This window comes from [Clostridium] citroniae WAL-17108 (genome assembly GCF_000233455.1).
GTDB lineage: Bacteria > Bacillota > Clostridia > Lachnospirales > Lachnospiraceae > Enterocloster > Enterocloster citroniae.
This window is the reverse complement of record NZ_JH376420.1, coordinates 1,311,626-1,325,545: the sequence shown is the minus strand read 5'-3', so window position 1 is coordinate 1,325,545 and position 13,920 is coordinate 1,311,626. Positions and strand designations below refer to the sequence as shown.

Sequence of the window (13,920 nt, the reverse complement as noted above, 5' to 3'; positions counted from 1 at the left end):
ATGGCAGATAACAGTATAAAACTTAAAAATATAACTAAACGGTACGGAAAATCAGTGGCGGTGGATCACCTGGACCTGGAAATACCGGCCAACAGTTTCATTTCCCTGCTGGGACCATCCGGCTGCGGAAAAACCACCACTCTGCGTATGATCGCGGGCCTGGAGACGCCTACGGAAGGTGAGATCTGGATCGGGGACCAGTTGGTATTTTCAGCTGAAAAGGGGATCGATGTGCCGCCGAATGAACGAAGCGTGGGCTTCCTGTTCCAGAACTATGCGTTGTGGCCCCATATGACCGTGTATAAAAACATAGCCTTCGGCCTGGAAAATATGAAATGGAGCAAAAAGGACATAAAGGACAAGGTGGAGGAGCTGTGTGTGCTTTTACAGCTGACTCCTTACCTGGAAAGGTACCCATCCGAGTTGTCAGGCGGGCAGCAGCAGAGGGTGGCTATTGCAAGAACGCTGGCCACCAGCCCGCAGATCCTTTTAATGGATGAGCCTCTGTCTAATCTGGATGCCAAATTAAGGCTGGAGATGCGTACAGAACTGAAACGCCTCCACAGCACATCCAATGCCACCTTTGTGTATGTGACCCATGACCAGTTGGAGGCAATGGCCTTATCCACCTCCATCTGCCTGATGAACACAGCTGTGCTTCAGCAGTATGCGCCTCCTTTAAAGCTGTACGCGGAGCCGGTCAATATGTTTGTGGCTGACTTTGTGGGAAACCCGGCCATGAACTTCGTGGACTTCCAACTGGACGCGTCCTCCCAGGATCTGGAACTGCAAAGAGATGGCAGCCGGTTCCTGGTGGAAGCAGAGAATGAAGCAGGACTCAGGGCGTATGGAGGGGATGTGACCGTGGGCATACGGCCGGAAGACGTGGCCATTGGCCAGGAGGGAAACATACCGGCCAGGGTAATATCCTCCTTTCCCTACGGGATGGAGACCACGGTGATCGTTGAGTGTTTGGGAACCAGCCTGCGTTCCGTGGTGTTTGGAAGCATTAATTTTTCTGAGGGGGAAATGATCAAGGTGAGTATTTCAGGCACCCGGGTATGTATTTTCCATAAGGATACCAGGGCGCTGATATCACTGGGAAAGATTGCGCGCAGATAGATGTGTAAAGACGCCTGTACATTCTGGAGCTGCTATTAAAAAAAATCCAGGGGGATGCCCTCTTGGGCTTGGCAGTATGAAAGTTTTTCTGATTCTCTCAGAAACCGGGAGAATCGGGAAAACTTTTTTGCATTGGGACTGATCCGCTGAAACCATTGTAACAGTGGCAGAAATTTCACGATTATGTTATATTGATAGTCAAGAGCAAGTATGTAAATATGGACGAGTAAGTGTGTAAATGTGAAAGGAACAAATATGCGGGATGATATATGCAGGGAAGCAAGCAGACTGATTCAGCGTGTGATGGAGGGATACATTTCCGGGGACCCAAAGACCATAGGGGCGCTGCTGGCATATTTTTCGCCGGATGTGCTTGTGATTGGAACAGGAAGGCATGAGTTTTACACCAGTCTGGAAGCACTGGCCAGGGGACTGGAAAAGGATCAGGAGGAGGCCAGGGGTATCCGGTTTGTGGTGCAGGAAGCCTGGTATGAGGCCAAGATGATCACGGAGGATACCTGCGTGGTGTACGGGGAGTTTAAGGCCCGGGAGGCGGGGGCAGGTGACAAAGGGGTCACCATTGACATGGACACCAGGATAACGGCCGGCGTGCACAGGGAAAAGGGCGGAGGCCTGGTCATTGACAGTCTTCACCAGTCCGTGCCTTATATTTATCAGCAGGAGGGAGAATACTACCCCAAGACATTTGCCAATTTGGCCGAGGAGGCATTAAAGCGGAGCGCCATATTGGAAAAGCATATCCAGCTGGAGCCTATGACCGGTTTATACAACAGAAAATATACGGAGATCCACATCACACGTATGCTGTCCCAGGACCGGGAGACAGGTCTTTTGTTTGTGATCGACATGGATGATTTTAAAAAAGTAAATGATACCTACGGACACCTGAAAGGGGACGAGCTTTTGAAAAAAACGGCATCAGTCATGGCGGAACATGTGCCTCCTTCCGCCATTGTGGGAAGGGTAGGCGGCGATGAGTTCATGATATTCCTGCCCGGGCCTTATGACAGGGAATTGGGAGAAAAGGCTGCCCGGGAACTGATCCGGGAAATCAGCCGTATCCTCAGTCAAATGAAGTTGGAGCAGAGCTGTTCCGTTGGCATTGCCGCCATATGTCAGAAGGGAGAGACCTTTGAGCGCGCTTACAAAAGAGCGGACCAGGCACTATACTGCGCAAAGAGTCTTGGAAAGAATACCTTTTGCTGGGCAGAGGATTTATCACCTGATTAAAGTTGCACAATGGGGACAGGAATGCTATACTAAAAACCTGACATTAAAATGCGGAAATCAATGTAGAGATCAATGTAGAAATCCATGAACAAATAAATGAAGGAATAAAGGCGGTACATAGAATATGAGTATTTACGATACATTAAATCCAATGCAAAAGGAGGCTGTGTTTCACACCGAAGGGCCGCTGCTGATCCTGGCCGGAGCGGGTTCCGGCAAGACCAGGGTGCTGACCCACAGGGTGGCCTATCTGATCGATGAAAAGCAGGTGAATCCATGGAATATCCTGGCCATCACATTTACCAATAAGGCGGCAGGGGAGATGCGGGAGCGTGTGGACCAGCTGGTAGGATTTGGCTCGGAGAGCATCTGGGTCAGCACCTTTCACTCTACCTGTGTGAGGATCCTGCGCAGGCATATTGAATATCTGGGATACACAACCAATTTTTCCATCTATGACAGCGATGACCAGAAGACACTGATGAAACAGGTGTTTAAGAGCCTGGACGTGGATACAAAGCAGTTTAAGGAGCGGGCCGTGCTGGGAGTCATCTCATCTGCCAAGGACAAGCTGATCATGCCGGAGGAATTTCTTCTGAACGCGGGTCAGGATTTCCGCCAGAAGAAGATCGGGGAGATTTATAAGGAATATCAGAAACAGCTGAAGAAGAACAATGCCCTGGACTTTGACGACCTGATCGTAAAGACAGTGGAGCTGTTCCAGAACAGCAGCGAGGTGCTGGATTATTACCAGGAACGCTTTAAATACATCATGGTGGACGAATACCAGGATACCAATATGGCGCAGTTTAAGCTGGTCAGTCTTCTGGCTGCCAAATATAAGAATCTCTGCGTGGTGGGTGATGACGACCAGTCCATCTACCGGTTCAGGGGAGCGGATATTGAGAATATATTGAGTTTTGAGTCAGCATTTCCAGGCGCCAAGGTCATTAAGCTGGAGGAGAATTACCGCTCCACCCAGAATATCCTGAATGCGGCCAATGGTGTCATCCGCCATAACAGGGGCAGGAAAGATAAAACTCTGTGGACAGCCAATGATGAAGGCAGCCTGATCCGGTTTAAGCAGTTCGACATGGCCAGGGATGAGGCGGATTATGTGGCAAGGCAGATCCGGGACAGTGAATATTCTTATCAGGACCAGGCTGTGCTCTATCGGACCAATGCCCAGTCCCGTCTTCTGGAGGAGCGGTGCATTTTCTACAATGTTCCTTATCGTTTGGTGGGAGGCGTGAACTTCTACCAGCGAAGGGAGATCAAGGATATCCTGGCTTATCTTAAGACCATTGCCAATGGTGTGGATGACCTGTCAGTTCTGAGGATCATCAATGTCCCAAAAAGGGGGATCGGGGCAACCACCATGGGAAAGGTGACTGCATTTGCATCAGAGCATGGGATGAGTCTGTACGATGCCCTTAAGGAGGCGCGTCAGATACCAGGTTTGGGAAAGGCCGCGGAGAAGATCGGAAAATTTATGGGACAGATGGAGAGCTTTCGCGTACGGGCGCTGTCAGACGATTTTACCATCCAGGATCTGATTGAGGGTATCATGGATGAGACCGGATATCAGCAGGAACTGGAGACAGAGGGAGAGATCGAGGCACAGACGCGTCTTGAGAACATTGAAGAACTGGTAAATAAGGCAGTGAGTTATGAGGAGGACAGCGAACACCCCACCCTGGATGAGTTCCTGGAGCAGGTGGCGCTGGTGGCTGATATTGACAGCATGGACGAGTCCGAGAACCGGGTGACCCTGATGACACTGCACAGCGCCAAGGGACTGGAGTTTCCCAAGGTGTACCTGGTGGGGCTGGAGGACGGGCTGTTCCCCAGTATGATGTCCATCAACTCAGATGACCGTACTGACATTGAGGAAGAACGGCGCCTGTGTTATGTGGGTATTACCAGGGCCAAACAGGAGCTGGTGCTGACCTCAGCCAGACAGCGCATGGTCAACGGTGAAACCAGATACTGCAAGCCAAGCCGGTTCCTGGAGGAAGTTCCGGCAGACCTTCTGGACGAGGAACGCCTGGAACCGGTACTGGGTAGCTACAGCGGCCGCGCCTCCGGCAGTATGCCCGAGGAGGCAGGACTGCCCTGGAACCAATCCGCGGCTTCGGGACGCACCAGCACCTTTGGCAAGGGTTATAATGCGTATGCATCCAAGACAGAGAACCTGTTTGAGGGCAGGGGCAGTGCAAGGAGTCAAAGCGGCCAGGGCGCCTCTGGCGGCACAGGAAGTGGTTTTGGAAGCCTGGGGAGCAGCGCAGGCAGCGGAATGGGCGGTCAGAGACAGCCATCGTTTGGAAAAGCATTTACCGTGCAAAAGCCATCGTCCCTGGACTACAAAGAGGGGGACCGGGTCAAGCATGTCAAGTTTGGCACGGGAACGGTCAAAACCATTAAGGACGGCGGCAAGGATTTTGAGGTGACTGTGGAGTTTGATACCGCGGGACAGAAGAAAATGTTTGCATCCTTTGCAAAGCTTCAGAAGGTATAGTTGTTTTTTCATTTCATAAAATGAATGTAATTGGCTAAAAATTCAAGAAATTGGGATAGTAAAATAGGGACTTCCATGATATAATAATTAAAAAGTATGTATCTGAGCTTATTTGCTTGCATATAAGAAAGGACGTGAACCGGATGAACAGATTTGACAGAGACAGATTTGATGCAATGGGAAAAGAGGCTTTAAGCCGTGTAGAAGAACTTATGAATTCCAGCAGGATCAATGATCTGCTTCACAAAAGAGAGGAAGACGAGAAGAAAAAGAATTGTATCCTCTGGGTATTGGCGATCATTGGCGCAGTAGCTGCAGTTGCAGGTATTGCATATGCCGTATACCGTTTCTTTACACCAGATTACCTGGAAGATTTTGAAGACGACTTTGATGATGATTTTGACGATGACTTCTTTGAAGATGAGGAGCCTGAGGAGAAAAAAGCTGACTAAGTTAAGGCAGTCAGTATAGAGATAATGTGGAAGATTGAAGGGACCGTCACAGTGGTGGCGGTCTTTTTATATACGGGGAAGGGAGAACAGCCATGACGATCATAGAGTGGTTATTGGAAGGGGATATTGTGATTCAGTATCTGGCCAATAAATATCTGCTGGAACAGCCAACGGACCATAAAGACGGCGGATATATAGGACGGTATCTGGACTTGTACGATAGAGGAGAAGAAAAGTGGGGCGGCAGCATTTACACCCGCAAGTGGATATGCAGTACTTACACCCTTCTGGAGCTTAAATACATGGAAATACGCTATGATGATTCCTGCTATCAGGGGGCTGCAGGGATGGTGATGGATGACCTTTGGAAATGCCATGGCAGGATTTCCAAAACCAGGTATCAGGATATGTGTATGTCTGCAATGGTGCTGAGTATTGTATGCTACGCAAGGATGGAGGATGAAAGGATCTATGAGATCATTGACTATATTCTGGGGCATCAGATGAAGGATGGAGGCTGGAACTGCGCCTGGGATTCCGTTCATAACCGTTCTCTTGCGGGGTCTGTACATACCACCCTTTCCGTGCTGGAAGCATTGGCGGATTATGAGAGATACGGGTATGGATACAGGCTGAAAGAAATAAAAGATCAGGCTGCGCTTGGGCAGGAATATCTGCTTAGGAGGGAATTGTTCAAGTCGCTAAGCACAGGTGAGCCCATCCACCAGGACATGGTTCATTTCCATTATCCCTGCCGCTGGAAATATGACTGTTTCCGGGCATTGGAATACTTTACGCGTATTGGCTATCCCTATGACGGCAGAATGAAGGATGCCCTGGACAAGGTGAAGGCAGAGCTTCAAAAGGGCTATATAAATAGAGGGAAAAGTTATGCGGGAAAGGTGCATTTCCCACTTGAAACCGGAACAAAAGGGAGATTCAATACATTCCGTGGGATGTTTATTTTAAAATGTTATGACAAAGACGCTTATGATAATATAGCGGGCTTAAAATTTTCATATGGGTGAGAGGAACAGGGAAAAGAGGCGGATGGAATGTGAAAACTTGATGTGACTGCCGCACCATGGTATAATGAAACGATGAAAAAATGGAATTGCAGGAAACGGAGACAGATGAAATGAAAAAAGGCGACATTTACGAAGGAATCATAGAAAAGGTAGAATTTCCCAATAAGGGGATCATGGTGATAGATGGTGAGCGTGTGGTTATAAGGAACACAGTGCCGGGTCAGAAAATCCAATGTGTGGTCACAAAAAGAAGAAAGGGAAAGTCCGAGGCCAGAACACTGGAAATCCTGGAGCGTTCCCCTCTGGAACTGCCGGATAATGAGTGCCCTCACTTTGGCCTGTGCGGCGGGTGCATTTACCAAAGCCTGCCCTATGAGGAGCAGCTGAAGATCAAGGAGGGCCAGGTAAGATCCCTTCTGGACAGTGTGGTGGAACCGGAAACTTATGAGTTCCAGGGAATCAAAGCCAGCCCCGCGGTGAAGGGATACCGAAACAAGATGGAGTTTTCCTTTGGGGATGAGGTAAAGGACGGCCCGCTGGCGCTGGGAATGCATAAACGGGGCAGCTTTTATGATATTGTGACAACGCCGGAATGTCAGATCGTGCACCCGGACTTCTGCCGGATCCTGGTGGCTACAAAAGAGTATTTTGAGGAGCTTGGGACTGCGTTTTACAGAAAGCTGCAGCACCGTGGCTATCTGCGCCATTTACTGGTGCGCAGGGCTGTGAAAACAGGGGAGATACTGGTGGATCTGGTGACCAGCACCCAACGGGAATATCTGGGTGGAAGAGATGAGGAGACGGTGCTTTCAGAGTGGAAGGAGCGTCTGCTTTCACTGCCTGTTGACGGAAGGTTTGCAGGAATCCTTCACACGGAAAATGATTCCCTGGCCGATGTGGTACAGAGCGATGCGACCCATATCCTGTATGGACAGGATTATTTCTACGAGGAACTTTTGGGACTGCGTTTCAGAATTTCTCCATTTTCATTTTTCCAGACCAATTCCCTTGGGGCAGAGGTCCTGTATGATACGGCCCGTAGTTTTGTGGGTGAGACAAGGGATAAGGTTGTATTTGACCTTTACAGCGGAACCGGCACCATTGCCCAGATCCTGGCGCCTGTGGCCAAAAAGGTAGTGGGAGTGGAGATCGTGGAGGAGGCAGTGGAAGCAGCCGGGCTGAATGCCGGACTGAACGGGCTAGATAACTGTGAATTCATTGCCGGGGATGTGCTGAAGGTGATCGATGGCCTAAAGGATAAGCCGGACCTGATCGTGGTGGACCCGCCCAGGGATGGGATCCATCCAAAAGCGCTGGGAAAGATCATTGATTTTGGAGTGGAACGGATGGTGTATATATCCTGTAAGCCCACCAGCCTGGTGAGGGATCTGGTGGTGCTGCAGGAGAGAGGGTATCGGGTGGAGAAGGTGTGCGGGGTGGATATGTTTCCGGGGACGGGGAATGTCGAAGTGGTTATAATGATGCGGAATTGTGGTTTGGAAGGAAAGTAGAGAAGATGAACCACAAGATGTAGCGGATTTTGGCGAAAAATGGCCTTGAAACACCGAGAAAATGGCTGTACTTTGACCTTCGGAAATAATTGTTTTATTGATATCATCTGGATGATAGTTATGTTAAATGAGAATCCTAATCCCCCAGCTATGCTGAGGAGAATCGTTTAAGTGGAAACGAGGAGGATATCAATAGAGATCCTCCTATGCTAAAATGAGAATAGTGTTGTAAGCCAAACTTAAGCATAGGAGGAGGTCCAAATGGACAATAAAAGTTTATCACATAGTCGCTGGAAATGCCAATAAGACAGGGCTTAAAGTATCTTAATTAGATATAGCACAAGTTAAAATAGAATATAGGCTGATAGAAAGAATCAATTTGAGCGTGTCTGAAAAATATTTAAGATAATTTTGAGTAACAAGATGATTTCAAAGAGTAGAGGTGTTGATTATGGCTAATATCGAAAGCATTAAACAGAGAATTCTCCAATTGGATGCAGGGTCATTTCAAAATCTTTGCAGCATATTATTCGTTATGTAACTATGAAATCAGAGGGATATAACGTAAAAATACTTATTACAGTGCGGGATTATGCACTTCAAAAAGTGATAAATGATGTTCGAGAAATTGCTTCATATGAAACCATAAATATAAATGTATTTAAGGATGATGAGATTAAAACATTGCTTGAAACTTCATTGGGTATTTTAAATCAAGATTATCATGAAAGAATTGTAAGAATTGCAGAGGGAAATGCTCGTATTGCTATACTTGCAGGGAAAGTAGCGTTTAATTCAAATCGTTTAGATTCTATTAATGATGTGTCACAATTATATGAAGATTATTATGGATCATCTTTAGAGGATAATCAAATGCTTGCCAACAATAACGTGTGCATAACAGCTGGTATAGTAGCTTTTTTAGAAGCAATCCATTTAGACCATATTGATCCATTTTTGCCGATTTTACAGGAAAAAGGGTTAAATCGAGATGAGTTTATTGAAAATATCTACATGCTTCACGAGCGGGAAATTGTCGATATTTGCAATGATAAAGCCGTTCGCTTTTCGGAGCAATGCTTATCTAATTATTTGCTTAAATATGTTTTCTTTGATAAGAAACTACTCAGTCTGTCGGAAATGATTAAAGCTTGTTTTCAAAGTTATAGAGAGCGAACAATCTCTTCTGTTAATACATTACTTAATATCTTTAGAAATATAACTCTTTACAATTTTGTTGAGAAAGAAATAAAAATATTATGGGATGAATTATCAACAGAACAATCCCCGATTTTCTTTGAATTTATCAAAGTGTTTTTTCGTATAAATCCTACTGAAACACTTCTGATTTTGCAAAATGAAATTGAATTAGAAGAAGGTGTGATTAGTGAAAGGCGTGACATTGATACTGAGAAAGGGAAAAACTATCAGAATGTAACAAACGATATAATCAAAATTCTTGGTGGTTTTGCAGATATGACGGATTTGCCAACAGCCTGTGATTTGTTTTTTCAGTACTATTTAAAGCGACCAGATTTATATATGGAATTTTATCATGCAATTAATATATATTTCGGCATTAATAAAGATTCTGAGCGCTATGATTTTTACACACAAATAATTTTTTTAGAGAAGATAAAGGAATATTCGGATGACTGGAAACAAGAATCAGTCGTTATTCTTTTTTTAGAAATAGCAAAAGAGTTTTTAAAATTGCATTTTACTCCGGCAGAGGAAGGCCGAAAGAACACATTTACTATTTATCAAATTTCATTAGCTAAATCTGAAGGTGTTGAAAAATACCGAAAGCTAATTTGGGAATCCTTATACGATTTATGTGAAATTGAAACGTACAGAGCAAAAATTAGAGAAATTCTTAGTTCATATGGTGGTACTATCGAGGATATAAGCATTCCCGTTTTACAATTTGATTTAAAATACATCAATTCCATTTTAAGGTCAAATTATCCTCCAGGTGAGTTAGAAAACTGCCTTTTAGCGAATAAAATAGTTTGCGTTTTCAATGGGATGAACCTCTCTTGTGAAGCGTTATTTGATGAATATTTTGAGGGAGAATACTTTCAACTATTTTCTTTTCTTAAAGAACCAGATTATAAAAAAGAAGTTAATTATAGAGAACGTAAGGAACTAAAACGGAAAATAATTGATCAATATGTCTCTAATTGTGATTATAAAATGTTCAAGAAATTAATTGACGTTTGTTATGAAATCCCAGAATTGGATGGACATACATCTTGGGAGGTTGGAGAAGGATTAGAAATTGCCTTCGATGCTATTGCTCTTAGAAAAGATTGCTTCGTTAATGCAATTAAGTATTACATAGAGAAAGATACGCCAAACAATTTACACCCATCGCACTTTCTGAGCACTCTCTTTTCTCTATTGTCCGATTCAGAAGTGAATCAAATTATTATTGGTAGAGATTATAGTCAGAAAAATGCTTGGCTGTATGCCTATTATCATGAATTACCGCAAGAGTTAATTACTGAAAATCATTTATATGGGCTTTATGACTTTTTGAAAGATACTTCTGACAGAGATATTACTTCATCATCAATGCGTGATGTAGACTTTCTGGAGAAGTATAATATAATAGATGAGCAGGCATTGATAAAGGGCTGTAAAATTCTTTTAGCCAAGATGGGGTATTCACCTTTTATAGTGCATATTTATTTTGGTTTGTTGTTTAATGACTATCATAATACGCCGCAGGAAGTAATCCGAAAATTTAATGGTAATATGGAATTGCTTGAAGAAATTTATTATGCCATGCTATCGTATGATAAAGACCACGATTATAACGGACAGTTCTTGAAAGAAATATATTTGGTTAAGCCTTCTATATTGGATAAGTATATAGGTCATTTAATAAATAATGACTCTTTTAGTGACCATAAAGAAAGGCCTCGTTGTTTTTTTGATTTAGATAATTTCATAGAAATATATAATAAAATTTTTGAGCAGCTAATAAGGAATTGTCAGTTTGCCAAGATATCAGTGGCATATTTTTTAGAGTCTTTATTATTACCAATTCAAAATGAGCAAAATCTGTGGAAAAAACAAGACGAGTGGATTCGGCAATGCATTACACTGTTTTCCAATGATCAAACGAAAATGTATTGCCTATTTTCAGTTATATCAAAATTAGAAATCGAAAGAAAAAAGGAATATATTTTGCTGTTCCTTAAGAATAATCCATTGTTTGAAGATTTTGATAGGATACCATTAACACCTACTTCTTGGAGTTGGTCAGGTAGTGCAGTACCTATGTATTCAGCTTGGATTGAATATCTTGAATTATTGCTTCCAAACTTTATAGGTTTAAAATGGATAAAGCATAAAAAATATATCGAAACACAAATTAGTTATTTGAAAAGGCAAATTGAATCGGAACAAATTGATGAAATCTTAAGAGGGTGATTTACAAACACAAGAAATGATAGAGAATAGAAGGTGGGCTTGTCGGGAAATAGCCATTTTTCGGCACCTTAATCTCAAAAAAGACATCTATAAGGCTTTAAGTTTTTTTGGTAAATTTGTTGAAGTTGCTTATACTGTGAATGATATTAAATGATGATAAAGGCAGGTGAATGAATGGAGAATCAAGGTGAAATTATTATTTATCAAACAGAAGATGGCCTAACGCGCATAGAGGTGAAAATTGAGGATGAAACCGTCTGGTTGAGTCAACAGCAAATGGCAGACTTGTTCCAAACCTCCAGAACTAATGTGGTTGAGCATATAAAACATATTTACGAAGAGGGTGAACTGGACGAGCAGTCAACCTGTCGGAATTTCCGACAGGTTCGTCAAGAGGGGAGTAGAGAGGTTGCTAGGAATATACCATTTTATAATCTTGACATGATTATATCGTTGGGATATAGAGTAAAATCATCAGTTGCCACGAGATTTCGGCGTTGGGCGACAGAACGTTTAAAGGAATACATGATTAAAGGTTTTACTATGGATGATGAAAGGTTGAAAGGCAATGGCGGTGGTAATTATTGGCGCGAATTGCTTGAACGCATTAGAGATATCCGCTCATCCGAAAAGGTATTGTATCGACAAGTGCTCGATTTATATGCCACAAGTGTAGACTATGATCCTCGTAGTGAAGATTCAATAGAGTTCTTTAAGATAGTGCAGAACAAGCTGCATTTCGCGGCTCATGGCCATACAGCGGCAGAAGTGATATACGAACGTGCAGATTCAGAAAAACCGTTTATGGGGCTTACTACATTTTCGGGAGAACTTCCGGCATTAAAGGATATTAGTATTGCAAAAAATTATCTGAATGAGGAAGAATTAAAAATTTTAAATAATCTTGTTTCTGGTTATTTTGATTTGGCTGAAATTAATGCAATAGAGCATAAGCCAATGTACATGAAAGATTATGTTGACCAGTTGGATGCTATTTTATTATCAGGTAATAGAAAGCTGCTTGCGGGATATGGAAAAGTGAGTCATCATCAGGCAGTGAAAAAGGCAGAGGCAGAGTATAGAAAATACCAAAAAAATATACTTTCACCGGTGGAGCAAGCATATATGGAAACTATTAAGGACGTTGGTGAGAATGCGAAAAAGAGAGTAAGAAAAGAAAGAGGAAACAGAAGGTAAATATTGAGCCGCTTATGCAATGGCTTGCGGTGTATTTGAGCGGGTAGTTACTATTGGAAATCCGCCAAGGGACGATTCTACCCTTTCGACATCATTATTGTACACTCAACAAATGTCGAAGTGGTTATAATGATGTCACTTGTGGAATAATATAAAAAACAGGAGAAAAGCCACAAAATGTTGTGGCCTTGAGACGAAAAATGGCATGATGGATTGATGAGTGGTATGATAGATCATTTCACGGCCGGAAAAGCGATGACAATGAATTGATTTTAGACTATAAATTTGAGGGCAAAAGACGCAAAAGTGTAGATGGCATCCTCTGGTTTGGGATATTGAACCAGGGGATTTTCCGTTTATTGAAGTAGTTTTATAAACCTAAATTGAAGAATAGTATGAACAGGACGTGGATGATATGAAATGTAAAATGTTTTATTTTGTTGGTTATCACCCTGATAACTATAAAATTGAGTTTTTATTTCCAGTTTTTAAGGTATGCCATCTGGTAGGGATACAACATTATGGGTTATAAAAATTAAATTTCTGGGTATCAGATTGATGTTATTAAAAATATTTAATTCAGCGACAACCTATAAACAAGCATTCTTAATAAGCTCGCCTTTTGGCGGGCTTTTCACTTGCCTATGATAATAGCAGGGAGAAGTTATTTTGGCTGAATCATTACATCTACCCCTAACTTTTCTAACGAACGAAGATTTCTCTTGATTCTTTACACTATAATAATCTGCACCTAATTCGTAATAAGGAACTTTTTCTTTTAGCATATGATAGATGGCTATTAGTATGGTGTGCGCTATGGCTATCAGCGCCCGTTTCCCCCCTCTGCGTGCAGCAATTCGTTGGTATCGTGAATAGAAATAGCTTTGTTTTTTTCTTATTGCAGCACGGGCACATTCTACCAAACATGCTTTTAAATATTTATTTCCTTTTCGTATTCGACTACTCATCTTTTTACCAGCGCTTTCTTTACATTCCGGTACCAGACCCGCCCACGAACTAAACCGCGATTCATTTTGAAAATGTTCCATTTCCACCCCTGCTTCTGCAAGAATGCGTTCTGCACTTTGTCTACCGATTCCTGGTATCCCATCCAAAGCCTCAACAGCCCAACTTATAGTGTCTGTTTTTTTTAATATCTTCATCTAAATCTGAGATTAAAGAAGTAAGACTTTCCATATGCACAAGCTGATGTTCTAACATTTTTTGTTGATGTTCTAAAACTCGTCCCTGCAGAGCTCTTCGCATTTCCTGAAGTTTATTTCTGGCACGCCCTTCTGCTAATTCACTTAAAACAATCGGATCTGTTTCTCCGGATATGATCGCTTTTAAAATAGCCATTCCGCTTTTTCCACTGATATCGGTAATCACACTGCCTAATT

Annotated in this window: 9 protein-coding genes and 1 pseudogene; 8 read left to right on the top strand and 2 right to left on the bottom strand. The window is 43.0% G+C overall.

The features are described 5' to 3' along the window. The 8 genes from HMPREF9469_RS05925 to HMPREF9469_RS05890 all read left to right on the top strand — a co-directional run bounded on the left by HMPREF9469_RS05925 (window position 1) and on the right by HMPREF9469_RS05890 (window position 12,520). Entirely contained in the window at window positions 1-1,122 is a 1,122-nt protein-coding gene (locus HMPREF9469_RS05925) for an ABC transporter ATP-binding protein (RefSeq protein WP_007860112.1), read from the top strand. A gap of 255 nt (window positions 1,123-1,377) precedes the next feature. Further along, a complete protein-coding gene (locus HMPREF9469_RS05920) occupies window positions 1,378-2,373 on the top strand; it encodes a diguanylate cyclase domain-containing protein (RefSeq protein WP_007860111.1) in 996 nt (331 codons plus the stop codon). 124 nt (window positions 2,374-2,497) lie between these two features. Beyond that, complete coding sequence (gene pcrA, locus HMPREF9469_RS05915; protein ID WP_007860110.1) at window positions 2,498-4,891, top strand: DNA helicase PcrA; 2,394 nt, start codon at window positions 2,498-2,500, stop codon at window positions 4,889-4,891. A 143-nt stretch (window positions 4,892-5,034) separates the two neighbouring features. Beyond that, window positions 5,035-5,343 (top strand): hypothetical protein, encoded by a 309-nt coding sequence (locus HMPREF9469_RS05910; protein WP_007860109.1) that lies wholly within the window; start codon window positions 5,035-5,037, stop codon window positions 5,341-5,343. A 92-nt stretch (window positions 5,344-5,435) separates the two neighbouring features. After that, window positions 5,436-6,371, top strand: coding sequence for a prenyltransferase/squalene oxidase repeat-containing protein (locus HMPREF9469_RS05905; protein ID WP_007860108.1), 936 nt, complete (start codon window positions 5,436-5,438; stop codon window positions 6,369-6,371). A gap of 110 nt (window positions 6,372-6,481) precedes the next feature. Next, window positions 6,482-7,882: a 23S rRNA (uracil(1939)-C(5))-methyltransferase RlmD gene (gene rlmD, locus HMPREF9469_RS05900; protein WP_007860107.1), complete on the top strand. Its 1,401-nt coding sequence runs from the start codon at window positions 6,482-6,484 to the stop codon at window positions 7,880-7,882. 516 nt (window positions 7,883-8,398) lie between these two features. Further along, complete coding sequence (locus tag HMPREF9469_RS05895; protein ID WP_007860106.1) at window positions 8,399-11,323, top strand: hypothetical protein; 2,925 nt, start codon at window positions 8,399-8,401, stop codon at window positions 11,321-11,323. Window positions 11,324-11,497: 174 nt separating this feature from the next. Beyond that, a complete protein-coding gene (locus HMPREF9469_RS05890; protein WP_007860105.1) occupies window positions 11,498-12,520 on the top strand; it encodes a virulence RhuM family protein in 1,023 nt (340 codons plus the stop codon). Window positions 12,521-13,110: 590 nt separating this feature from the next. Here HMPREF9469_RS05890 and HMPREF9469_RS30570 read toward each other — a convergent pair. Both HMPREF9469_RS30570 and HMPREF9469_RS30565 read right to left on the bottom strand, forming a co-directional pair. Further along, the gene (locus HMPREF9469_RS30570) at window positions 13,111-13,683 is read right to left on the bottom strand and encodes a transposase (protein WP_082197719.1); all 573 of its coding nucleotides are present in this window, start codon (window positions 13,681-13,683) and stop codon (window positions 13,111-13,113) included. Further along, window positions 13,640-13,920: pseudogene (locus tag HMPREF9469_RS30565) on the bottom strand (hypothetical protein); the annotation flags it as partial. The pseudogene HMPREF9469_RS30565 and the gene HMPREF9469_RS30570, both read right to left, overlap by 44 nt.

Excerpts from the sequence above, each read along its gene's own strand:
- HMPREF9469_RS05925 (WP_007860112.1), top strand. The coding sequence starts at position 1 with ATGGCAGATAACAGTATAAAACTTAAAAATATAACTAAACGGTACGGA.
- HMPREF9469_RS05920 (WP_007860111.1), top strand. The coding sequence starts at position 1,378 with ATGCGGGATGATATATGCAGGGAAGCAAGCAGACTGATTCAGCGTGTG.
- pcrA (WP_007860110.1), top strand. The coding sequence starts at position 2,498 with ATGAGTATTTACGATACATTAAATCCAATGCAAAAGGAGGCTGTGTTT.
- HMPREF9469_RS05910 (WP_007860109.1), top strand. The coding sequence starts at position 5,035 with ATGAACAGATTTGACAGAGACAGATTTGATGCAATGGGAAAAGAGGCT.
- HMPREF9469_RS05905 (WP_007860108.1), top strand. The coding sequence starts at position 5,436 with ATGACGATCATAGAGTGGTTATTGGAAGGGGATATTGTGATTCAGTAT.
- rlmD (WP_007860107.1), top strand. The coding sequence starts at position 6,482 with ATGAAAAAAGGCGACATTTACGAAGGAATCATAGAAAAGGTAGAATTT.
- HMPREF9469_RS05890 (WP_007860105.1), top strand. The coding sequence starts at position 11,498 with ATGGAGAATCAAGGTGAAATTATTATTTATCAAACAGAAGATGGCCTA.
- HMPREF9469_RS30570 (WP_082197719.1), bottom strand. The coding sequence starts at position 13,683 with ATGAAGATATTAAAAAAAACAGACACTATAAGTTGGGCTGTTGAGGCT.